Source organism: Photorhabdus sp. S10-54, from assembly GCF_963878145.1.
GTDB lineage: Bacteria > Pseudomonadota > Gammaproteobacteria > Enterobacterales > Enterobacteriaceae > Photorhabdus > Photorhabdus kayaii.
Window position 1 is genome coordinate 49,372 of record NZ_CAWNXG010000021.1, and the last position, 21,534, is coordinate 70,905.

At 43.4% G+C, this 21,534-nt stretch carries 25 protein-coding genes and 1 tRNA gene; 6 read left to right on the forward strand and 20 right to left on the reverse strand.

The genetic code is table 11. The features are described from left to right. Positions 1–81: 81 nt before the first annotated feature. Entirely contained in the window at positions 82–672 is a 591-nt protein-coding gene (gene mepS / locus AACQ83_RS13140; RefSeq protein WP_112878520.1) for a bifunctional murein DD-endopeptidase/murein LD-carboxypeptidase, read from the forward strand. Between the two features lie 201 nt (positions 673–873). Here mepS and AACQ83_RS13145 read toward each other — a convergent pair whose 3' ends face one another. The 3 genes from AACQ83_RS13145 to rsuA all read right to left on the reverse strand — a co-directional run bounded on the left by AACQ83_RS13145 (position 874) and on the right by rsuA (position 4,149). Then, positions 874–1,218 (reverse strand): YejG family protein, encoded by a 345-nt coding sequence (locus tag AACQ83_RS13145; protein WP_011147085.1) that lies wholly within the window; start codon positions 1,216–1,218, stop codon positions 874–876. A gap of 1,001 nt (positions 1,219–2,219) precedes the next feature. Further along, the gene (locus AACQ83_RS13150; RefSeq protein ID WP_112878521.1) at positions 2,220–3,404 is read right to left on the reverse strand and encodes a Bcr/CflA family multidrug efflux MFS transporter; all 1,185 of its coding nucleotides are present in this window, start codon (positions 3,402–3,404) and stop codon (positions 2,220–2,222) included. Between the two features lie 43 nt (positions 3,405–3,447). After that, the gene (gene rsuA, locus AACQ83_RS13155; protein ID WP_112878522.1) at positions 3,448–4,149 is read right to left on the reverse strand and encodes a 16S rRNA pseudouridine(516) synthase RsuA; all 702 of its coding nucleotides are present in this window, start codon (positions 4,147–4,149) and stop codon (positions 3,448–3,450) included. Positions 4,150–4,438: 289 nt separating this feature from the next. Between rsuA and AACQ83_RS13160 the strand changes: the two genes are divergently transcribed. Together AACQ83_RS13160 and rplY are read left to right on the forward strand one after the other, a co-directional pair. After that, positions 4,439–6,196, forward strand: coding sequence for a DEAD/DEAH box helicase (locus AACQ83_RS13160; protein ID WP_112878523.1), 1,758 nt, complete (start codon positions 4,439–4,441; stop codon positions 6,194–6,196). 187 nt (positions 6,197–6,383) lie between these two features. After that, entirely contained in the window at positions 6,384–6,668 is a 285-nt protein-coding gene (gene rplY, locus AACQ83_RS13165; RefSeq protein ID WP_112878524.1) for a 50S ribosomal protein L25, read from the forward strand. A 72-nt stretch (positions 6,669–6,740) separates the two neighbouring features. Here the strand turns inward: rplY and yejK are convergent, their stop codons facing one another. Beyond that, a complete protein-coding gene (gene yejK / locus AACQ83_RS13170) occupies positions 6,741–7,745 on the reverse strand; it encodes a nucleoid-associated protein YejK (protein WP_112878525.1) in 1,005 nt (334 codons plus the stop codon). Between the two features lie 271 nt (positions 7,746–8,016). Here yejK and AACQ83_RS13175 point away from each other — a divergent pair, with 271 nt between their 5' ends. The 3 genes from AACQ83_RS13175 to AACQ83_RS13185 all read left to right on the forward strand — a co-directional run bounded on the left by AACQ83_RS13175 (position 8,017) and on the right by AACQ83_RS13185 (position 10,168). After that, on the forward strand, positions 8,017–8,244 hold the full coding sequence (locus tag AACQ83_RS13175) for a YejL family protein (RefSeq protein ID WP_011147091.1): 228 nt from the start codon (positions 8,017–8,019) through the stop codon (positions 8,242–8,244). Between the two features lie 32 nt (positions 8,245–8,276). Further along, entirely contained in the window at positions 8,277–10,016 is a 1,740-nt protein-coding gene (yejM, locus tag AACQ83_RS13180; protein ID WP_112878526.1) for an LPS biosynthesis-modulating metalloenzyme YejM, read from the forward strand. Between the two features lie 75 nt (positions 10,017–10,091). Next, a tRNA-Pro gene (locus AACQ83_RS13185) sits at positions 10,092–10,168 on the forward strand. A 173-nt stretch (positions 10,169–10,341) separates the two neighbouring features. On the opposite strand, the gene AACQ83_RS13190 is transcribed toward AACQ83_RS13185, so the two are convergent. The 16 genes from AACQ83_RS13190 to AACQ83_RS13265 all read right to left on the reverse strand — a co-directional run bounded on the left by AACQ83_RS13190 (position 10,342) and on the right by AACQ83_RS13265 (position 21,531). Beyond that, a complete protein-coding gene (locus AACQ83_RS13190) occupies positions 10,342–10,965 on the reverse strand; it encodes a tail fiber assembly protein (RefSeq protein WP_112886944.1) in 624 nt (207 codons plus the stop codon). Continuing rightward, complete coding sequence (locus AACQ83_RS13195) at positions 10,965–12,200, reverse strand: phage tail protein (protein ID WP_240000792.1); 1,236 nt, start codon at positions 12,198–12,200, stop codon at positions 10,965–10,967. The genes AACQ83_RS13190 and AACQ83_RS13195 overlap by 1 nt, the downstream gene beginning before the upstream one ends. Before the next feature lie 11 nt (positions 12,201–12,211). Next, positions 12,212–12,868: a DUF2612 domain-containing protein gene (locus tag AACQ83_RS13200; RefSeq protein WP_112879519.1), complete on the reverse strand. Its 657-nt coding sequence runs from the start codon at positions 12,866–12,868 to the stop codon at positions 12,212–12,214. A gap of 2 nt (positions 12,869–12,870) precedes the next feature. After that, positions 12,871–14,058 carry a baseplate J/gp47 family protein gene (locus tag AACQ83_RS13205; protein WP_192881059.1) on the reverse strand — a complete coding sequence of 396 codons (1,188 nt, stop codon included), beginning with the start codon at positions 14,056–14,058 and terminating at the stop codon, positions 12,871–12,873. Then, positions 14,055–14,408, reverse strand: coding sequence for a hypothetical protein (locus AACQ83_RS13210; protein ID WP_112879521.1), 354 nt, complete (start codon positions 14,406–14,408; stop codon positions 14,055–14,057). Before AACQ83_RS13210 ends, AACQ83_RS13205 begins: the two co-directional genes overlap by 4 nt. Further along, positions 14,405–15,163 (reverse strand): phage baseplate assembly protein V, encoded by a 759-nt coding sequence (locus AACQ83_RS13215; protein WP_049583108.1) that lies wholly within the window; start codon positions 15,161–15,163, stop codon positions 14,405–14,407. Before AACQ83_RS13215 ends, AACQ83_RS13210 begins: the two co-directional genes overlap by 4 nt. A 66-nt stretch (positions 15,164–15,229) precedes the next feature. Continuing rightward, the gene (locus tag AACQ83_RS13220; RefSeq protein WP_158537806.1) at positions 15,230–15,649 is read right to left on the reverse strand and encodes a type II toxin-antitoxin system YafO family toxin; all 420 of its coding nucleotides are present in this window, start codon (positions 15,647–15,649) and stop codon (positions 15,230–15,232) included. Positions 15,650–15,651: 2 nt separating this feature from the next. Further along, positions 15,652–16,236 (reverse strand): hypothetical protein, encoded by a 585-nt coding sequence (locus tag AACQ83_RS13225; RefSeq protein WP_112879523.1) that lies wholly within the window; start codon positions 16,234–16,236, stop codon positions 15,652–15,654. Positions 16,237–16,346: 110 nt separating this feature from the next. Beyond that, entirely contained in the window at positions 16,347–16,697 is a 351-nt protein-coding gene (locus AACQ83_RS13230; protein WP_112879524.1) for a hypothetical protein, read from the reverse strand. Between the two features lie 26 nt (positions 16,698–16,723). Beyond that, positions 16,724–17,017, reverse strand: coding sequence for a superinfection immunity protein (locus tag AACQ83_RS13235; RefSeq protein WP_112879525.1), 294 nt, complete (start codon positions 17,015–17,017; stop codon positions 16,724–16,726). 13 nt (positions 17,018–17,030) lie between these two features. Then, on the reverse strand, positions 17,031–17,372 hold the full coding sequence (locus AACQ83_RS13240; protein WP_112879526.1) for a hypothetical protein: 342 nt from the start codon (positions 17,370–17,372) through the stop codon (positions 17,031–17,033). A gap of 28 nt (positions 17,373–17,400) precedes the next feature. Further along, the gene (locus AACQ83_RS13245) at positions 17,401–18,462 is read right to left on the reverse strand and encodes a baseplate hub protein (protein ID WP_112879527.1); all 1,062 of its coding nucleotides are present in this window, start codon (positions 18,460–18,462) and stop codon (positions 17,401–17,403) included. A 4-nt stretch (positions 18,463–18,466) separates the two neighbouring features. Continuing rightward, the gene (locus AACQ83_RS13250) at positions 18,467–18,772 is read right to left on the reverse strand and encodes a phage baseplate plug family protein (protein ID WP_112879528.1); all 306 of its coding nucleotides are present in this window, start codon (positions 18,770–18,772) and stop codon (positions 18,467–18,469) included. After that, positions 18,772–19,386: a phage baseplate protein gene (locus AACQ83_RS13255; protein WP_112879529.1), complete on the reverse strand. Its 615-nt coding sequence runs from the start codon at positions 19,384–19,386 to the stop codon at positions 18,772–18,774. The genes AACQ83_RS13250 and AACQ83_RS13255 overlap by 1 nt, the downstream gene beginning before the upstream one ends. Next, on the reverse strand, positions 19,386–21,389 hold the full coding sequence (locus AACQ83_RS13260; RefSeq protein ID WP_112879530.1) for a lytic transglycosylase catalytic: 2,004 nt from the start codon (positions 21,387–21,389) through the stop codon (positions 19,386–19,388). Before AACQ83_RS13260 ends, AACQ83_RS13255 begins: the two co-directional genes overlap by 1 nt. Beyond that, on the reverse strand, positions 21,379–21,531 hold the full coding sequence (locus AACQ83_RS13265) for a DUF6889 family protein (RefSeq protein WP_192881057.1): 153 nt from the start codon (positions 21,529–21,531) through the stop codon (positions 21,379–21,381). Before AACQ83_RS13265 ends, AACQ83_RS13260 begins: the two co-directional genes overlap by 11 nt. Positions 21,532–21,534: the final 3 nt, after the last annotated feature.

A 21,534-nucleotide genomic window follows, 5' to 3' on the forward strand; every position in this document is an offset into this window, starting at 1 on the left:
TAACACCAGGCTTTGAAGCGTTTGATATTTTTCAATAATAGCGACCAACTAAGGTAAGGATAGCAAGGGAAAACAAAAATAATGGTCAAGTCTCAACCGGCACTGAGATACATTACGCGGCTGATACCCGCGCTGTTCGTAGCGATCACCTTATCCGCGTGCAGCTCACCAGATTCATCAAGGTTTCGTAACACACAAACTGATACGCATGCAGTAAATGGTAAGAACGGCTTCTTACTTCAAGCGTCTCAGGATGAATTCGAAGCACTCGTTCGCAATCTGGACATAAAATCCAAAATTCTTAGCCAATACAATGGCTGGAAAGGGGTTGCCTATCGACTCGGTGGCGATACTAAACGCGGTATAGATTGTTCTGCCTTTGTTCAACGTACTTTCCGTGACCAGTTTGGCATGGAACTACCACGTTCGACATTTGAACAACAAAATATTGGCAAAAAAATCGACCGTTCAAGATTACGCCCTGGCGATTTAGTTTTATTTAAGACAGGTGCCCGTACCAGGCATATTGGCATCTATGTTGGCAATGACCAATTTGTTCATGCCTCTACTAGCAATGGTGTAATCGTTTCCAGGTTAAGCAGTACATACTGGAGCAAACGTTATTATGGTGGTCGCCGGGTCATCAGCAATAGTATGGCACCTAACGGCTAAAAATTTTTCCCTTACCCCCTTGCCCGCAAAAAAGCGCTCCCATTAAAGGAAGCGCTTTTCGCGTTTATACCCGCCATCTTTCAAATTGCCTCTTTGTTGGCTGCACTCACTCATCCTGGTCACATAGTTATCTATGCTCTATGCCCCCGGGGATTCGCTTCCTTGCCGTCACGATGCATCTTGAAATCCATAGGGTATATATCAAAATGGATAAAGCGCTGTTATCTTTTCAGCAATGGCAGCGCCAAGTGTCTTCAAACGACACATAACCGCACTTTCGTCTTCACTATTAATAAATAAGCACGGCTGACCTTCCAACTCAATCACAGTGCTTCCAATTTGCATATCAGCAAGTGATTGCTGTAATTTTTGCATAACATTCCACGCAGCCCCGTCTTCGTGGCTGAGTAACTTCAACCCCATCAGGCTGCTTTCTGCATTCACTTCATCAACCGGAAGCGGCTCAACTTTGATACCCACAAAACCGGGTGACCACTTGTAACTTTGCGGCAGCCGATGTACTACCGAAAGCTGAATATTATTCACGAATCATTCCTACCTGAAAGAACATAGATACAAAAGTTAAAGTTAGCGGCTATCTTCAGGTGTTCTACTCGCCAAAACCGAATAACTAACCCCCAAAAAAGGTAAACGAAAAGTTAAATTTGTGTTTATAGTATTACATTAATTCCAAATTTCACCTTAGAAAAAGTGAGATCAATCTCTCATTTCTCATATATTTATACTTTTTTTAAAGAAAACTCAACTAATTTTTATGCAAAAACCCAACTTTATGTTTAATGATTGTTTACATATTTTATTTTTTCAACTCAACACTTTAACATAAAAATCAAATAAGAACTGTAAAAACAAATAGATAACAATGTGTTTTATAAGGTATAATTAATGACAACCTAATGATAACGCCGTTTAATTTTTGTTAATTTAACAAAAATACAACAATGACTTATAATCACTATCAATGCATCAATAACAATTTATTCACACGGCAAAACATTTCGGAATTTCCTTATAGTAAAAAGTTAGCTTCTCAGCTCAACAGGAATATAAAAATCAACAAATACGCAACAGCAATAATAAAAAAATAAACTCCCCTTGCCGTCGCGATGCATCTTGAAATCCATAGGGTATATTATGCATAACCAATTTTTCAATTTTCCTGAATATTCAGGAAAAACATTCTCTTTACTGACATTATCGTTTTTAATGATAATGTTAGTAATACAGAAAATGCAGCCAATACTACAAAGCTATTACAACCTCGTTACTTAACGGCAAATCTTAGAATAACAAAAAATAGCATAATTTTCTGTTCTAATTGGTTATCTTTAATAAATAAGATTAAATCTTACCCCTGTCAATCAAGAATATATCAACGAAAGTAGACATATATTTTAGAATAAAAAAATTTCTCAAAAATCTCACATAAAATTATAACTAGACAACATCATCAAAAATATTTTTCGCTTACCCTAATTTTCTTTTGAAGGAAAAGGCTGCACATGAAAACAGCCTTCTGTTTTTATTTATCGCCGCTTTTTTGCGTATATAATAAGCAACACAGCCAAAGTAACAGATAAAACCATAGAACCAACCATTGGCCAGGCATTACGTGCAGGTAACATAGCAAGTAATATACCAACCAAAGCACTAATACCAAAACGAACTGTACCTGCCAATGAAGATACAGTTCCGGCCATATGTGGATAATCATCTAAAACCACTGCCATGACATTGGATGTAATCATTGCAATACCACATACATAAGCTGCAATACCGATGACCAGAGCAATAAAGCCAAAATCGAGCGCGGTAGACAGTAACAACCAGATCCCCATCATAAACTGCACACTCAAACCAAAATACATCATCTTCAACGCACCAAAACGCCGGACATAGCGACTATTTATTGTCGTCATCACAAACAGAAATACGATGTTAAGCGCAAAGTAATAACCAAAGTTCTGGGGCGAAACACCATTCAACTCAATATAAACAAATGGCCCTGCACTGAGAAAAGAGAACATTCCTGCAAATGAAAAACCGCTGGCAAGCATGTAGCAAAATACACGACGCTGGCGAAATAACATAATAAACTGGCTTACGGTTGTACGAAGATGAAATTTTTGTCTTTTTTCTTTTGGCAACGTCTCTCTTATAAAGAAAGCGACAAGGAATACAGCAATAACAGAAGCCACCGCAATACTCCAGAAAATCGCATGCCAGGTGAACCAAATCATTATCATGCCACCAAGAATTGGAGCAATTAATGGGGCAATGGTCATTACCAATATCACAAAAGACATGCTACGCGAGAATTCGTCTTTGGTGAACAGATCTCGCATTAGCGCGTTAATGACAACACCCGCTGCAGCGGCGGAGAATCCATGCAAAAAGCGCATATAAATAAAATCATCGATATTCTGAACCATTGCACACGCAGCTGAAGCTAGAGCAAATACAGTAACCCCACCCAGAATAACCGGCTTACGCCCCAAACTGTCAGCCATTGGACCATATACCATCTGACCGATGGCAAAACCAAGAATATAACTGCTCAGCGTCATCTGAACCTGTCCGTTATCTACACCGAAATCCTCGGCAACAGTCGGCAAACTCGGCAAATACATATCAATGGCAAGGGGCATTAACATAGAAAGTAGCCCAAGGATTAAAATCAGTCCCAAATAGGATGATCGTTGTTGTTGCACGTATATTGCTCCAATAATTTAAAATAATTAACTAAAACCAGAATTAAAGAAGAGTGACACTGGCAATTTCTTGCTCAGTTAATGATCGGTACTCTCCTGGCTCCAGTTCAGGAGCTAAAATGATTTCACCGATTCGCTCACGATGAAGCGAGGTTACCCGATTACCTACCGCTGCAAACATACGTTTTACCTGATGATAACGCCCTTCACTAATCGTCAGACGGGCTACTTGAGGCTCCAGAATTTCCAGCTGGGCAGGTTTTGTCACTGTTTTTTCACCATTAAGTTGCACACCTGCAAGAAATTTATCTGCCGTCTCTGCTGCAACTGGACATTCAAGTGTGACTAGATATGTTTTTTTACAATGATGTTTCGGGGAAGTAATACGGTGAGACCATTGGCCATCATCAGTTAACAAAACCAGACCCGTAGTATCCATATCCAACCTACCCGCAGTATGTAATTTATGCGCTACCGGCTCATCAATAAAATAGAGCACCGTTGGATTTATCGGATCATCGGTGGAACAGACATACCCCTGTGGTTTATTTAGCATAAAATAACGAGGCCCTTGCTGCTGTTCCAATAATGAACCATCAAACATGACCTGTTGCTCTGGAGTTAATTTATAAGCTCCCGTTTTTACAATCTCATCATCAACAGTGATACGCCCCGCACGCAACTCGCGCCCTACGTCATTCCGGCTGATACCAAGCTGTTGTGACAAAAATTTATCCAATCGCATGGATGAAGACACCTATATTAATTAATTTAAAAATGAACGTGATCCTCTACTATTTTGGCACTACCTCGGCACTACAACACCGAACCACCAAAAAAGAAGATGTGAAATGAACCCAAAAGATTTGAGAGCTAATCATAACTATGTTTACTATAAACAACAATTATCTATTTGTTATAACCAGTTATAGTTTCACACAATCAGATAATTATCTTACCTTGACTTCCGCCCACAGCAAATTGATAAGAAAAATGTTACTCTTTTACGAATATTTTTCTGTTGCGGAACGATTATGATTTTTACTTTACGTCCCTATCAGCAAGAAGCCGTGGATGCCACTATTAATCATTTCCGGCACCATCATGAGCCTGCGGTCATTGTATTACCAACTGGAGCAGGTAAAAGCCTAGTTATTGCTGAACTAGCAAAGTTAGCTCATGGGAAAGTATTAGTATTAGCGCATGTAAAAGAATTAGTTGCACAGAACTACAGCAAATATTGCGCATACGGTTTACCAGCAGATATTTTTTCCGCGGGATTGCAGCAGAAGCAAAGCACAGGCAAGGTGGTGTTTGGCAGTGTACAATCTGTTGCCCGTAATCTTGAATATTTTGACAATCAATTCTCTTTGCTGATAATTGATGAATGCCACCGTATTAGTGATGATGAAAACAGCCAATATCAGCAAATTATTCATCACCTTCGGCAAAATAACCCGCAGCTACGTATTCTTGGCTTAACAGCAACACCCTACAGACTGGCTATCGGCTGGATATATCAATATCACTATCACGGGATGATCCGTGGTGATGAAAACTGTTTTTTCCGTGATTGCATCTATGAATTGCCCCTGCGTTATATGATTAAACACGGTTTCCTGGTGCCCCCAAAGCGGCTAGACATGCCAGTTATGCAATATGATTTCAGTCAAGTCCGCTCCAGTCAGCAAGGTATCTTCAATAAAACTGATTTAAATCACGAAATTAAACGACAAAAACGCATCACGCCTCATATTATAAAACAAGTCATTGAATATTCCGCTGATCGCAAAGGCGTTATGCTTTTTGCTGCAACTGTCGAACATGCCAAAGAAATTTTTCAATTACTCCCTTCCGGCCAAGCTGCATTAGTCAGCGCCGATACATCAACCGCTGATCGTGATCTATTTATCGAAGCCTTTAAAACTCAGCAATTGCGCTATATGGTTAACGTCGCTGTATTGACAACTGGATTTGACGCTCCCCATGTTGATCTGATAGCTATTTTGCGCCCTACTGAATCCGTCAGTTTATATCAGCAAATTATCGGTCGGGGTTTACGATTATTTCCCGGCAAAAAAGATTGCCTAATTCTCGATTATGCAGGAAATCCTCACGATCTCTACACACCAGAAGTTGGCAGCAATAAACCGGATAAACAGAGCCAACCGGTTCAAGTATTCTGCCCTATCTGTAACTTCGCTAATCTATTTTGGGGAAAATGCACCTCCGACGGTGAAATTATTGAACACTTCGGCCGCCGCTGTCAGGGTTGGGAAAAGGATCAATGCGGCAAACGCCATCAATGTGAGTTCCGCTTTCGTTTTAAACTCTGCCCTCATTGCAATGCAGAAAATGATATTGCAGCGCGGCGTTGCCACAGTTGCCAGGAAGTGCTGGTTGATCCCGACGATATGTTGAAAGCCGCATTGAAGCTCAAAGATGCACTGGTACTGCGTTGTGGTGGCATGCAACTCATCTCTGAAACTGACAGTAAAGGCGAATGTCTGAAAATCATCTATTACGATGAAGATGGTGCTGATGTTTCGGAACGCTTTCGGCTGACAACCCCTGCCCAACGACTAGCCTTTGAGCACCAATTTCTCCGTCAGCATCAACGTGCCCCGGCAATACCTTTTGACTGGAAAACCGCCTCAGATATCGTTCGCCGGCAATCTTTATTACGCCATCCAGATTTTGTTGTCGCCCGTAAAAAAGGCCGATTCTGGCAAATTCGTGAAAAGATCTTTAATTACCAAGGGCGTTTTCGACGAGCAGATGAATTGTATTAAAATGAATTGTATTAATAGGTTCAGATTAACCTATTCCATTTGCTGTAACTGCCATTTTTCGCTAGAATGCCGCCCGCTTAACACGGTGTTACTATGTTAGTTACTATGTTAAATGTTAAGCCAAATCTCGAACCTGCCGCTGGGTCGCCTGTAGCAGGATTTATTTTCTTCTTGAAGAGAAAAAATAATGTTTACTATTAATGCAGAAGTACGTAAAGAGCAGGGCAAAGGTGCGAGCCGCCGCCTGCGCAGAACTAACAAGTTCCCAGCTATCGTATACGGTGGCAACCAAGAGCCAGTTTCTATTGAACTGAATCATGATCTGGTTATCAATATGGAACACCAAGCTGAATTTTATAGCGAAGTTCTGACCTTGGTTATCGACGGTAAAGAGACTAAAGTTAAAGTGCAGGCTGTACAGCGCCATCCGTTTAAGCCAAAACTGGCGCACATTGACTTCCTGCGTGCTTAATTAGCCACAGCCGAGCTTTTCGGGACGCCGAGTAAATAACGCCGCATTTGCGGCGTTATTTATTTCTTAGCATCAATGACCACCACTATGACGCTGTAACTGATCTCGTAAATTTGGCGGCGTGCCTTTAATAGTTAAAGTATCCGTTGCCGGATCCCAAAAAATTCTTTCACCAAATAACATCGCATCAAAATTGATTGTTAATCCGCCACCACTACCGGCAAATTTAGTCAACTGGCGTAACGTACTGCGATCTGCTGGGAAACTCTCTTCCAGCTCATATCCTTGTTCCTGAGAAAACTGCTGAAAATTCTGTTCTCCAAACGAGGGTAATGCCTGAGACAACGCCTTAATTTCTATTTCCTCTCCCGCCTGCAATTGTTCATTACAATAACTGTATACTTGCTGACGATAGGCTTGACGCTCATTCTTATCAAGCTCACCAGATTCACAATAATCATCAACTGCTTGTAGCAATCCTTTATTCTGAACTTTAGCATTCATACCTTCACTAGCAGCGAGAAAATCCATAAAGAAATCTGAAACTTTACGCCCTACTCGACCTTTCAGGAATGTTAAATAACGGCTTGATTCAGGATTAGCTTCCCACTCCGTCAAATCTATACGAGCAACAATATCAGCATGAGGAATATCCAGATAATGCGTAGTATTTAAATCCAGATTATCGTTAACAGACATACTGTTACAGCTATTAAGTACGGCAATCAATAAATACTCTACCGCCAGATAGCGATACTGACAAAACAGGACCGTCCCTCCCTCGGCAAACGGATATTTTGCCAGTTCATCCCTCAAACGTGCCATTGCTGCACGACTGAACCCAAGAAAATCTTCATCACCTTTACGCTGATGTCTGAGTGCTTCTGCCAATTCACTCTCTTCATTAAATAAGCCGTAAGCTTTACTTTTTGCGCTGTATACTCGGTGTAATTCAGCCATCATATCTTCCACCACTTGATCGGTGGCGAGCAAAGAATCACGCAACACGACATCTAATGTCTGTTCATCACGCTTGATTAATTGATGCAAGGCAATCTGGTCTATTTGCAGACTCATTCTTTCTACTCCTTTCGGCTGACTTCACGCATTTTTAAACACGCATTCAAACACCGATAACAAACGACTGCAATAAAAAAACCCCAAAAGAAAATAACATTTCATCATCTGCCACCAACTATAATTTGCTGACAGATATCAAAAAATTGCTAAAAATAGGCTATTACTGCAACATAATCTTAACCGTAAATTAATTTGCCACAAAAGAGCAGAAAATCACGCATCTATACGGTAAGATAATGTGCTTTGTTAGTTCAGGAAGTTTAAATCTATGCCACAGTCATCTCGTTACAGTGACGAACACGTTGAACGTTTATTAACAGAACTCGTCAGTGTTCTGGAAAGAAACCGTACCCCGACAGACCTTTCTCTAATGGTGCTGGGCAATATGGTGACAAATTTAATCAATACGAGTATATCTCCTGCACAGCGCAGACATATTGCTGACTCGTTTGCACACGCGCTTAAATCTTCTGTAAACGAAGATAAAGCCCATTAATTTTTAACTAAAGACCACAACGTAAACAAAATATGGTGACTAGCCGTCAGCGTTATCGTGAAAAAGTTTCCCAGATGATTAGCTGGGGGCACTGGTTTGCCCTGTTTAACATCCTGCTCAGCCTTGGACTGGGTAGTCGTTATCTGTTTGTTTCTGACTGGCCGGGTTCACTATTCGGTCGGGTTTATGCTCTGGCTAGTTGGCTGGGGCACTTTAGTTTTATTGTTTTTGCTGCTTATTTGCTGGTTCTGTTTCCACTGACATTTATTTCCATGTCGCAGCGCCTGCTCAGGTTTCTTTCAGCCATTTTCGCTACTGCCGGACTGACACTGTTAATATTCGATATTGCCATATACAACCGTTTCCACCTTCACCTTACACCTTTAGTTTGGGATTTAGTCATCAATCCTGATCAAGGGGAACTGGCGCGAGAATGGCAGCTAATGTTCATCTGTATCCCGGTCATTTTTCTGATACAGATGTTATTTGGCACCTGGAGTTGGCAGAAACTACGCAGCCTGAATCGGCAACGATTTGGTAAGCCACTAGCTGCTGTCCTTATTTTGGCCTTTGTCGCTTCCCATCTGATGTATATCTGGGCTGACGCTAATTTTTATCGTCCGATCACCATGCAACGTTCCAACCTACCGCTCTCCTATCCAATGACAGCGCGTAAATTTCTTGAAAAACATGGTTTGCTGGATCAACAAGAATATCAGCGCCGCCTTATGCAACAGGGTGATCCTGCTGCGCTGACAGTGGAATATCCACTTAATGATCTGACTTATCTGAATAAAGGAAGCGGATACAACCTGTTAATACTGGTAGCTGATAAGCTGGATAATGAAGATATTACCGAGAATATGCCTGTGCTCTCTCATTTCAGAGAAACCAACATTCAGTTTAATCAACATTTCAGCACCGGGATTCAAAATGATACTGCCTTATTCGGGTTGTTTTATGGCATTTCTTCTGGTTATCTGGATGGAATACTGGCTGGACGTAAATCATCAGCGCTGATTAATGCCCTGACTCATCACGGATATCAATTTGGCCTATTCTCTTCCGTGGGATTTGACACTCCGCTTTATCGTCATGCATTACTTTCCGACTATTCATTACCTATTGAGGTCAACCAAAGCAACCAACTCACCATCGAACAATGGCAGCAATGGCTGAATTTACCCAATACTAACGCTCCTTGGTTCTCCTTCTTGAGGCTAAGTGGCTTGGATAAAGCAGATGCAGTAGGAAATGCCGCAGCTTTTGATGGTCAGATTAATACTGTACTAGAGACACTAAAAAACAAAAATGCACTGAACAATACGGTCATTGTTATTACCGCTGAACACAGTGAACTTGCCGCGACACATCCACCTAAGTGGATAAATAATGGCAGATTCAATCGTGCTCAAATGCATGTTCCACTGCTGATTCATTGGCCAGGAACACCATCACAGACAATTAGTAAACTGACAAGCCATCAGGACATCATGACAACATTAATGCAACGTTTGTTGCACGTCAGCAATTCTCCTGATGATTATTCTCAAGGCGAAGATCTATTTGCAGCACAGCGTGATAACCCGTGGATAATTACCGGTGATGATGGTTCCTTGATCATCACAACCAGTGAAAACACCTTGTTCTTGGATAAAAATGGTGACTATCACCTATATGACCTGGAAGGCAACGAAATCAAAGATGCTAAACCCAATCTGGCACAACTGTTACAGATACTAACCGAGGTTAAACATTTTATAGCCAACTAAATGCTTAAAAATCAATCGGTCACAAAATTCAGTGCTTGCTTTTAGATAAAAAATCAGTACTATAATAGGAATTATCGGCATGTAGCGCAGCTTGGTAGCGCACCGTCATGGGGTGTCGGGGGTCGTAGGTTCAAATCCTATCATGCCGACCAAATTTCCCTAGAAAAACCAACCTCTTATGGTTGGTTTTTTTATGGCTGGGATTTGGCTCTGGTAAAATTTTGGTAAAACTCTGGTAAAACCCCAACTTCAAATCTGGTATTTATAGCTACTGATAAGCCAGCTTTTCTTACCTAAAAATATAAGTTTATCTAATTATTCCTCTTCACTTCGGCACTTCCGGCCATTCTACGTCAGGCGCTTGATTCACATCTACACGCGTAAGCAATACTCTGTACTTTTTCCATTCGAGTAGAGCGGCTTTCTCTGAGTCTGTAGCAACTTCTAAGTCAACAGAGTCTTGTAGCAATGAGAGTGTTTCATTTGCTTGTTGTAACAGTGCTGCTTGTTGTTGCTTAGCTTCATTAATCTGATGAGATTTGAGAAGGTCTTTATCAACTACCCATTCTTTGCCGTTCCACTTATCGAAATCTGTGGGAGGTTTCTTGAAGGTTAGCGTATCCGGCAATTCACCGATTTCTGTTATCTCAGTCGGAGCGCGAGTTAACGTGTCGTAAGCTGTTTTGCCACGGTAATCGGGAAGGATTTGCCAACACTTTCCGTCTTCGCTGCGACAAACGGCCACATCGTGAGAATCGGGAAGTTCTGGCGCATCGGGATAAGCACCGGCTGATAGACTGACACCCAACATNTATTCAATGTCTGAAACTGTGAATTCTCTCGTTATCTGATTCGAGTGATAAACCTTTATCCAGCCTGCCTGAATTGCTAATCCGTCTTTACCCAATACGGCTGTTTCATGCTCTAAAGAGTACTTTTGTTCTGTCATTATGCTGCTCTCACTATGTAGTTAAATGCGACGTTGCGGGGGCGGGTTTCGTTTCCGCCTGTATTGTTAGCAATTGATGTATCAGTTGCGTTGCCCTTCACATCACGCCCTAGCGGGTAACAATACCCGTTCACAGACCCTTGATTTAGGGACATATAACGACTATCGGCGTTACCTTCAGCAAGTTGTATTCTTTTTGTACTGTCACCTTGCCACGTTCCACATACCCGACCCGGATCAACACCTCGGCTATCATCCCACCCCCGGATAAATTCGCCCCTTAAATCAGGTACTCTACCGGCAGGATAAGCTTCTGCTAGCTTTGGATATAAAGACTTATCGAATGATTGACCGTTGCATGTGAGATAGCCAGCAGGGGTGTATCTGTGAGGATACGGCAGCGGGACGCCGACCGGGACGTTGATATCATCAAGCGTTGCAAGTTCCGACCAATCTTCCTCAAAGCCAAAATTATCACGGGCAGAGCGATAAGCAATTCCCCGGTTTTTGTACAGCACTCTCAATTGAAAAGCCGGACAACTTCCAGTTCCGTTATTGAAATGAGCGACATGTGAAGAATAAGTCACCGCTTGTATTGCATATAAGCCCGTATCTGCGTTCCACGCTACATCGCGTGGAACACTACCTGTTGATCCGAGCTTAAACGCCCCCACATCCCCGGCACTCAAACTGATATCCCCGGTTAACGCTTTTCCATTAATTTTTCTACTATTCGGTACCGCATTTTTAGCTAAATTGCCGGTTTCTGCTAAGCCGAGGTTTTTCACAAACTCACTTTTATTAGGAATGTCGGCGCCGTTTTGGGATTTGGCAAGTTTGCTATTTGCATTATCATTTACATCAGAAACTAACTTCTGAGTGGCTGCAAGGGTATTACTGTTGCCTGTTTTGTCTGTGAGCTGGGTGATGCCTTTTTCTATCAGAGAAGCATCACGCATCTCAGGCAGCGCATTTTTAATTGCTAAAGCCATGCTATTTTTCAGAGCATCGATATTCCCGTTATCCAGAACATCATTACCCGATTCTTTTGCAATAAAATCCGCCAAGATATGCGTAATAATAGATGACTGGCGCCACGCTTTATTTAATTCACGAGATTTAGCAACACCCGCACTAAATCCATTAACACGCGCTGCTAATGCCGCATACTCCTCATTCGACAATACATTAGCGCCCTCGGCAATACCAAAGGTTAAAAATTCATTCTTAGCCATTAATTTTACTCTCAATTTAATAGAATGGGCCAACCGCCAATATCAAAACCAGCGATATATTTACTGTCTGAATCGAAACCGAAAATAACTCCCCGATTTTCCGAGTTGGTATAGTTATTAACTCTGACTGCTCCGGGCTTAATATTTAAATATCCTTGCTGAATAACTGCTTTCACAACTTCGGGTACAACTCCACCGGTAACATAAACATCCATCGACATATCTTGGTTATCAACGAAGAATATTAATACTGACTCATCAGGAATAACGCCCTGATAAATTTCAGCCAGCATTTCATTTGTACCGTCCCAGTGATTAGCCCTTATTTTAGAACGCAATATAGTTCGGTAAGTTTCATCATCTAATTCAGTAAAACCAGAGTCAGAGTCATATTGTCGTTTCCAGCTCCCTTCATCAAAGCCAACTCCCTCGATATCTAAAGCGAAATACACGCCAACGATAGGAGTTTTAACATATCGCGAAAGTCCAATCCATTCCCCCACTGCATCTAATTGAACCCCTACCGCTTCATCAATCGAAAACTGACTGTTCAGGAGCTGAACGGCATCTGAAATATTAGATAATGGTCGGGTAATTAAATCAATGTGAGTAACAAATTTATTTGCGGTTCTGTGCTGAGGAGTAATCAGTGATAAATAATCTCTCATCTTCACCTCGCTATCAATTTAATATGTTCCGGTTTACATGTAACAGCTTCATCAAATGTCACAATTAAATTACTCGGTGATACATCATCCGCCGACCTGCCGATTTGTATTTCAAAAATATCATAAGTCAAGCCTTCCTCGTCACGTAAATTGGCGGGAGAAAATAAACGGCTTAAATAAACATTATCCCCAATTAATTGCGCGTCGATATAACTTGCAATCGCTGATCGAATTCTATCGCCGACTAAAGTTGTATATCCCTCAAACGCGGTAAGTGTTATTTCAACGAAGACAGGCACGTCTTTCGGGCGTGAAAAGTGAATCGGATGCAGAATACCATAACTATCGGCCACCTTTATTTCAGTATCGCCATAGGTTCCCGCACCGGGGCCTTTTTTGGTTTCAATAGTCTGGGCGATTAACTTAGCGTCACCACCATCGACTATCATTGCTATAGAATGAGGCGGAATGCCGTTGTTGTCCGTCACGTTAGTATCGTTCTCAAACCCACGTCGTCGAACAACACCCGGTATTAAGCTGATGGCGCCTTGAATTCCGTCAAGTACCGTCCGAGACGGTAACGCGACGGATTTCCGTTGCCGTTCTCTCAATGCGGTATCACTCTCAATCGGCTGGCCGGGTGTTGCTGCCGAAGGGTTTGTTACACTCTGCCAGCCCTGAGTTGGTGTGCCGATAATAGAAAGATCTCCAACCAGTGCTGTGACATTGCCCTTTGTTTGGCATGTAGCAGTGGCGATAACAAAGCCATGTATGCCTATAGACACGGTACCCGGTAAGCTCCAGCTATAGCCATTGATATCACGGACAACACCGTTTTTTACTGTGGTCCCAACGGTACCAATGAGTTTAATGTCTACTGTCGAATACGTGGATGCATGTCGAGCTATCCCGTTAATTTTCACGTTGTTAGATAGTGCTGCGCCGGTAGCTGACGCAGGGCTAAACGAGTTATAAGCAGCAATCACAGCATTATTCGCATCGTGTATCGCGAGTGCATAAATCGCTATCATCTGGCCGTCTTTGCTATCGGGATCTAAATAAGCGTCAGTACCATAGATTTGACGGAAATATTCCGAGAGCTTATTCAAAATGGTCTGGTAATCAGGCGCACTGATGCCCGAAGCTGTCACAGTTGCGGCCAGCCCCAAAGTGTCAAGATTTAACATTATGCCTCGCTTGTTACCGTTGCTTGCCCGTAAATGGTATCAATTGTTGCTGTGAAGGTGAGACGGCGTGTCGTACCGTCATTGCGAGTGTCAAATGAGAGAATGGATTTAACGCCTTTCGTTTTTAAGATTCGGTCACGAACGGCAAGGATATAAACATCTGATCGTTGTTTTCCAAGCACGGACTGTACGTATGGCGTACCTTCCTTCATATCTAAGAACCATTCACCGCGCCATAGTGCCAGCCGGGTTTTTACTGCCAGCGCAACCGCTTCCGGGGAATTAATCAGAAACGTATTATCCCCCTGGCCGAAACTGTAATCTCCGTCCGGATCTTCTCTTCTGTATCTCATTGAGGTTTCCCCGTCTTACTGCCACCCGATTGCACGCCACTATGGACATGGTTTTTCAGGCTAATCCCTGCTGCTGTCACATCGTTATTCACGGTGACCGGACCTTGCATCGTTGCAGTTCCGCCACCAGCCCCCATCCCCTGCGATAAGTTGCCGTTAATGGTGACGTTGCCGTTCAGAGTGATTTCAGGTGAAGTGATTTCAGTACCGCCGTTTGCCGTGGCGGTAAGTTTTGCCGGTGTAATCACCGTGATGTTATGGCTGTTGGGATCGAGTTCGATATACGCCGCGCCATCATCACTTCTTAGCTGCGCGGTGTTTGTGCTAACCCCTGAAATTTTCTTTGCCTGAGATTGTGGACCAACAATTGCAAAAGTATCGGATAAACTGTGCTGGCGTTCATCTGCCGGTTCTTGTACGCCTCCCGATTGCCACCAGAAATCAATACAGCGATCAGCAAATACCACCAGGCATTCATCACCCGCTTTTACCGGGAAAGTTAGCGTCACGCCGCCGCCCCTTGGGAATATAACGGGCACATCTACAAGCAAGGGTAAGGATACTGATGTTTTTTTATCGTCTTTATCAGTTGTGCCACTTTTAATCGCAGGCTGAACAACGCACGTTACTGCTTCGGCATTAAAGGATTGAATAATGCCCGGTATCGCTACTCTAAGCTGAGAAGAAAGCGAATGATTGATGGCTTTCAGGGTTTCGGATAAATCGCCGGTTCTGGATTCTGTTGAGACTGGCATTGGGGAAACTCCATAAAAAAAACCCGCGCGGGGCGGGTCTCTGTTTTTTTTTCTTGGTAAAATGGCTCATGCGCTTACATGGTTAAGCAATTTCAATTCTTGCTCACTTAAGCACTGGAAAGAATCTTCTACCATGCGAATAAGTCTACTCATGAGCTTATCAATACGTGCATGGGCATCCGGTATCACCACGGCTATAACCTGATAATGATTTTCGTAGTACCAGTGTTGGGCATAAACCAGATAATTGTCACTTTTTCTGTTATGTAACATCACTTTTGCCGGCCACGGTTTTTCATTCAGTGGAAGTATGTGTAACTTCCATAACCCAGACTCCATAGCCTTCATGTTACGCTCAAAGCGTCCTTGGCACCCAAGCCAACCCGAAACCTCTTCCGCATCACTCAGATATTTAGCTAACATGGCGGCGTAATCATAAGCGGCTGTGTTAAAAAGCAGATCTTCTGCTACGCTGACATAAACCATGCCTAACCCCATGCAGGCAATGGGATACCCAGCTTTTTATGCGAGAGGTTCACCAATTCTTTGTAACTTTCCACATCAGCTTTCGGCGTGTGCTCACTCGCATTAACGGGTAGATATTGCTTTAGCGTTGCTGCAATACGCAATAAAACATTTCTGTTGTTTGCAAAAATCCTCAGTGCTCCCTGAGAATGTGTTTGGAATAACTTGACGTGCGATCCCCATGCGGGGGAAGACTCCGCAAGAATATAGCTTAATTTCAGGAGATGAAGTTGACTCGTCACGATTTTTGCAGCGAATTCATAGCGTTCAACTACATCACAAATATCTATACCGGGTTCGATCCCGTCACGGTCAATAGTTTCAAGTAATTCAATGCCAATTTGGGCATTCTCTTTCAGGTAGGCAAGCGCCATTTTAGATTCAGAGAAATATGACATAGCCTCTTGAGCGGTCAGTATCTTTTGCCCTGATCTATCCTGTACCAATTGCGTAATCGGCGCAGAAAGATACTCTGGCAATTTTGCTAACTGATTAGTATCAGGGAGCGGCGTTAGCAACATTACTAACGTTGTCATTCCTACAGCCATGTGAACCCCCTTTGGTATGTAAAACAGTACAAAGAAGTACAGTATACTCGCTTCCCGTACCGCCGATAAGCTTATAATTAATCCGCCACCTTCTTACGCATCGACATTCATTACTCTGCATACTTGCTTATCAAAGTACAATCAGATTTACTAAGAGAGTTTATTTCTGCAACATCAGGAATTGAGCACGCTAATTTTAAATTTCTCATACCTAATCTTGCGTAATCGTACCCATTTTCCATAACTAATTTATTGGTTAATGAAACTATCTTATCCGCGGGTGTATCTCTTCTCATTGCTTCCTGGGTAGCAAAGCTTTCTGCTTGATCCTGTATGGCATTTTTAGTGAAAATATTCTCACTCAACTCAGGATAATCATTAAAAAAATCATTTAAACTCTTACTCTTCGCCGGAAATGCTATAATCATCAAAGATATTGATATAAAAAATAAGCTACGCATAGTGCCCCATTATTTTAATACACACGTCAAATATCCCTCTGGCAGTGCTTACATATTTTGGCTTTTTTCTTGACCAATTCAGCACAATACGGACAATCTCTTAGAGAATCTTCATTCTCGGTTATCACTGAGTCTATTTCCTGTTTGGTTAACGCCCAAGCCATACAGCCTAACCACCCGATAATAGTCCATCCTACTATGATGTTCACAAAAGCGACAAAGTAAATGTGCTTATGCATCCGGCGTGATGCAACGTAAGTTGGTGCAAAATATATAAACAAAAAAGTTATTGCCAGAGCAAGGTTTACAAAACCATCCATAACTCAGTCGCCTTTAATCCGCCACTTTCTTACAAGGAAACGAACCAATAATTTTCGGTGCGTCCATAGCGTTTTGGAGCAATTGGACATTCAGCCATGCTTTACCGTTGCGCTTGATAAACTGGAAGCCGTACATGTTGCCGTCGCGGGCAGGCATGAGGCCCATGTCCCACTTAGCGTTTGCATCATCACCATTTTCTTTTAAATAAGTCACCTTCTGGGAAGTCACCATTTCCCCATTAATTCTAGTCATCCCTTCATTATCATTCATCGTCATTTTGTACGTCCCGCACTGAATGGCTGCATGCGCGGAACCGAAGGTAAATAAAGATGATAACAGTATTGTTAGAAACATATTTCGCACGATTGCACTCTCCTATGGATCACAAGCCCTTTTCTTGCGCCGATTTAGTCTTAAGATCAGCCGCACCGCGTGCCTCACACATCATCTCTTGATACCACGCATTGCCTCTTGTATCCCCAGTATACATAATGCCTCTGACGATATATACACCATCGGTAGCAATGCTCGCTGGAGGATTAGGCACCCCATTTACATAAAGGTTCCCGTTATCGTTTTCATCGGTTAGTCGCCCGCCAGACATCTGGATGTCGGAATTAGGTAGGGACGTTCTATATACCGAGCCTTCGTCTAACTGAATTAACCCATTTACCCGGATATTCGGATTAATCAAACACCTGACATTCACGCCCGCCCCGATAGTCTGTTGCGGCATGCCAATTAATCCGGTCCGGCTGTTTAACACCACAACATCGTGCACGGCCATTTCCTCAGAAATCATCTCCACTTTACCGTCTACAAATTGCCATTTTGCATTGCACTGCTGCGCGATATTGTCTAATACATATCGTGTTTTTTCAAAAAACGCTTTTCCACGAGGAAAAACAGTATCCGGCATTTTGGGTTTTGCCCCTGCGGTAATACCGTAAGGCTCCAGACTGCGCAAAGCGAGGTTATAGACATCATTCAGGGTATATCCCGCCGCTACCGTTTGATTGACGAAAGCATAAATAAAGGCTTCATTACCGTCACACGCCTGAATTTGGGTATACGTATCAGTGGGGTTATCGCGCCCGGTCATCGTATAGCGAATATCCCCGCTAAAGATTTCACCATAGTTTTTGCCGTCACGCTGTCCGGTCGTACCCGGTTCAACGGTGCGAGCTTTGCCGACTTCGCTCTCAGGAACTGTAGGGGTCACACCATCATAGCCCACGATAATTTTTATCTTCGAAAACTCGCTACCTAATATGCGATTACTGGTATTTTTGGAAAGATTGTAAATCTTTAACGTCGCAACGCGTGGATTGCTAATATTGAACCACTCAATATTAAATATGACTCTAAAGTCAGATAAGACGATTCCTTTACCCTGATCATCTAACAACATTAATTCAAAATGACGTAACCAGTTCTGACTCATGTTTTTACCTCTGTACAAAATATAAATGACCAGATAACCCAAGATTTGTGCTTGTCGGGTATTCAGCGCTGTCTGCATCATTGGCAATAACTAACATGCCGTTGATCCCCAAATACGGGTATTGTTCTAATAAGTTAATACCGGGTATTAACGGCGCCCCAGTCAGCAAATCTGCGCCTGATTTATCCTGAATATCCATTACCCAACCGGCGCTGTCTCGGTAAATCAGGCGCATCTTGACGTTAATATCACCGAGCTTTATTGCAAAAAATTGGTTGCTCGCTGTCAGTGGGATTTCTGATACTTGCATCAGCCGCCTCCTTTTATGTAGCTTCTAAATGCATTAACGGCACCCTCTTTTATTTCTGATAAAACAGACTCGTTGACTGGCTTTAATGTTTTTGTGCCGGAATTCTCCACGGCTGACGTAGACACCCCGGTTTTCATGACCTCTTTTTGAGCAACTTGTACTTTCTGCGTCGAGGTAATAATCACTTCGCGCAATGTCAGCGTGCACAACAATACGTTTTCACTGTGTCGGTCCGTGGTGACTTCAATCGCTTTGATCAACATGTTTTCATAAGTGCGTTTGCCAGTAATGACGTTAAATGGCTCACGCAGTTCTTGAAGGTCCAGGATTTTCTGATAGGTTTCTTTTGGGCTAAGTCCCATACTCAACCCAATCTTTGACGTATCAACAAAATCAAGCAGCGAACCACCACCAGCAAAGCCCAATTCCATTGTGATTTCAGCGGGCTTTTTGTAGGCATGGTCACTGACCGCCGCACCGATTTCCACGGGGTGCTCTGTGATTTCCAGTGCGTCTGTGTGCTTTTCAGCGATAACGACACTTGGCACAAGTAACATACTTTCAGTACCAAACTTACGGGTTTGCTGCTGAAAAATCGCGGATAAAATATCCATTAACTCACCTGCTGTATCAGACGGGCATTTACGCCATTTTGCCGACTCGCGATTTCATCCGCCGTTGCCTTAGCGTCGGTTGCGCCATGAACGGTAATGTTAGTCGTTTGCTGAACGCTGCCGCTTCCGGCCATCGCGGCTTTACCAATCAGTTCACTAGAATAGGGGTTGCGGCCGTTTTCGCGCTGAATGATGCCGTTCATCATCGCCATCAGAGTTTGCGGGTCCTGTAAATTTAACTGTGCGTTCGGATCAACACCGAGCCACTTAGTAAGGAAAGCAATGTAACCTTCGGTATCGTTTTCCTCCGGGGGCGCATATTTCGTGATAATGTCGCGTATCGTTATGAGTCCACGACTGGCGTATAACGTTAACTGGCGTGAAAGTGCTCGCAAGCCGTCAAACGCGGTTTCAAACCGGGCAAAACGCCCCTCTCCATTTTCCCTTGTCGCGCCTCGTTGCCCGGCAAAATTCAAGTTGCCGGGGTTATTGTTACGCAATCCTCTTTCATTATATTCAGGTGAGGGGGGCGGCGTGGGTGCGCCGGGCATGCCGGGGATATCCGCAGTGACAGGGTTGGGTAAGCCGCCTTGATGCTTATTGGCCCAACTGTTGTCGATACCTAACCATTGACCGAAATCCCCGATCCCTCTTTTTATCTGACGAGTGTTGTAGTCCCACGAGGATTCTACATTTTGTTTGATGTTATCCCAGTCACTGTACAGATATCCACCATAGGCCACCAGCCCCAGCAGTGGAGCAAGGCGGGCCATCAGTGGTGCTAACGCAGCGGACACTTTCGCGAATCCCGCAAGCATCTTCACAGCCCAGGTAGTTGCAACAACTCCACCCAGAATTAGGAAAGCATTTTTCCAGCCGCCGATACCGTCAACACCTTTCTTAATCCAGTTCCCTACTGTTTTGAAGGCATCGACCGCGCGGTCGATATCTTTTTCCCACTTGCTCCAGTCAATTAAACTTTTGCCGCCTTCTTTCCATGTCTTATAGTCATCGTAGAGCAGGAGAAGCGCACCGATTAACACGGTGATCATGCCGATGGGTGACATTAAAAAGGCGCTGTTCAACAAACGCCAGGCAACAACAATCGCCCCGAACATGGCAATCAGCATTTTGCTGCTTTCATCCAGCCCCTTCCACCAGTTAATAATCTCCCCGACGCCCTGTACGACTCGGTAAACCATTCTGGAAAATACATCGGCAAACCACAAAATGCCTTTGATAATCTTAGTGAGTGTGGCCTCTATCTTAGGGAAGTTATCAAGAATACGCTGACGTAAAGAATCGAAAGAACCCGCCAGACCATTAGCGAGATTAGCGCCAATCTTATCGCGTAAGATACCCACCACCGCGTTAAAGCCGTGTAACGCGGTGGTGAATTTATTCGCCTGTTGCGCCGCTTTATCCGCATTGAACCCGGTTTTCTGCAACATCATCTGATAGTCAGCAGTGAAACCCGCTAACCCACGCCTCATGGTCATCAGCGTATTTTCATCAATGCCCAACATCTGGGCATATTGATTGGCCCGGTAGTAAGGCATATTACTAAGCTTTTGGCCGACACCCGCCAGTATGCTGGCAGCATCACGCATCTGGCCTGACGAGTCGCGAGTTTGCACCCCAAGCCGGTTAAGCCAGCCTTCCGCACCGGGATTATTGCGCATAAACCGCGCCATGTTTTCCAGTGCACTTTGTGCGGCTTCGGCGCTGCCTCCCATCTGTTGCACGGCGTAACCCAGGGCTTTAATGCCGGCAACTGTGGCGCCGGTTCTCTGTGACTGCCAGTAAAGCTTATCTAAGCCCGCTGCAATTTTAGTGGTAAAACCGACGATAGTGAGTGCCGCCCCTTCAACAGCAGCACCCACTTTTAACACGTTGGCAGTGACACCTTTTAACACCGCATCAAATTTACCTCTCCCTTTTTCGTCTACATTAAAACCGAGGCTAATAAGGTAGTCTTTAATTGTGTCAATATTACCGCTCATGGGCATCTCTCCAGCGTGCTATCCGGGCCTCGTTATCGTCTTCCAAATCGAGGTAATCATTCATTAATGCGATATCGGCCAAATCAACCATCCCACTTTTGATCTCACCCATTGAGACCATTCCCTTTCTTATAGGACGCATAAT

Bases quoted from the DNA above. Each gene is read 5' to 3' on its own strand.
- yejM (WP_112878526.1), top strand. From the start codon at position 8,277: ATGGTGACTAGCCGTCAGCGTTATCGTGAAAAAGTTTCCCAGATGATT.
- AACQ83_RS13210 (WP_112879521.1), bottom strand. From the start codon at position 14,408: ATGAGATACAGAAGAGAAGATCCGGACGGAGATTACAGTTTCGGCCAG.
- rplY (WP_112878524.1), top strand. From the start codon at position 6,384: ATGTTTACTATTAATGCAGAAGTACGTAAAGAGCAGGGCAAAGGTGCG.
- AACQ83_RS13175 (WP_011147091.1), top strand. From the start codon at position 8,017: ATGCCACAGTCATCTCGTTACAGTGACGAACACGTTGAACGTTTATTA.
- rsuA (WP_112878522.1), bottom strand. From the start codon at position 4,149: ATGCGATTGGATAAATTTTTGTCACAACAGCTTGGTATCAGCCGGAAT.
- AACQ83_RS13220 (WP_158537806.1), bottom strand. From the start codon at position 15,649: ATGGTTTATGTCAGCGTAGCAGAAGATCTGCTTTTTAACACAGCCGCT.
- AACQ83_RS13230 (WP_112879524.1), bottom strand. From the start codon at position 16,697: ATGCGTAGCTTATTTTTTATATCAATATCTTTGATGATTATAGCATTT.
- AACQ83_RS13250 (WP_112879528.1), bottom strand. From the start codon at position 18,772: ATGCAAGTATCAGAAATCCCACTGACAGCGAGCAACCAATTTTTTGCA.
- AACQ83_RS13245 (WP_112879527.1), bottom strand. From the start codon at position 18,462: ATGAGTCAGAACTGGTTACGTCATTTTGAATTAATGTTGTTAGATGAT.
- AACQ83_RS13240 (WP_112879526.1), bottom strand. From the start codon at position 17,372: ATGTTTCTAACAATACTGTTATCATCTTTATTTACCTTCGGTTCCGCG.
- yejK (WP_112878525.1), bottom strand. From the start codon at position 7,745: ATGAGTCTGCAAATAGACCAGATTGCCTTGCATCAATTAATCAAGCGT.
- AACQ83_RS13160 (WP_112878523.1), top strand. From the start codon at position 4,439: ATGATTTTTACTTTACGTCCCTATCAGCAAGAAGCCGTGGATGCCACT.
- AACQ83_RS13265 (WP_192881057.1), bottom strand. From the start codon at position 21,531: ATGCGTCCTATAAGAAAGGGAATGGTCTCAATGGGTGAGATCAAAAGT.
- AACQ83_RS13235 (WP_112879525.1), bottom strand. From the start codon at position 17,017: ATGGATGGTTTTGTAAACCTTGCTCTGGCAATAACTTTTTTGTTTATA.
- AACQ83_RS13260 (WP_112879530.1), bottom strand. From the start codon at position 21,389: ATGAGCGGTAATATTGACACAATTAAAGACTACCTTATTAGCCTCGGT.
- AACQ83_RS13200 (WP_112879519.1), bottom strand. From the start codon at position 12,868: ATGAGAGATTATTTATCACTGATTACTCCTCAGCACAGAACCGCAAAT.
- mepS (WP_112878520.1), top strand. From the start codon at position 82: ATGGTCAAGTCTCAACCGGCACTGAGATACATTACGCGGCTGATACCC.
- AACQ83_RS13255 (WP_112879529.1), bottom strand. From the start codon at position 19,386: ATGGATATTTTATCCGCGATTTTTCAGCAGCAAACCCGTAAGTTTGGT.
- AACQ83_RS13215 (WP_049583108.1), bottom strand. From the start codon at position 15,163: ATGCCAGTCTCAACAGAATCCAGAACCGGCGATTTATCCGAAACCCTG.
- AACQ83_RS13195 (WP_240000792.1), bottom strand. From the start codon at position 12,200: ATGGCTAAGAATGAATTTTTAACCTTTGGTATTGCCGAGGGCGCTAAT.
- AACQ83_RS13225 (WP_112879523.1), bottom strand. From the start codon at position 16,236: ATGGCTGTAGGAATGACAACGTTAGTAATGTTGCTAACGCCGCTCCCT.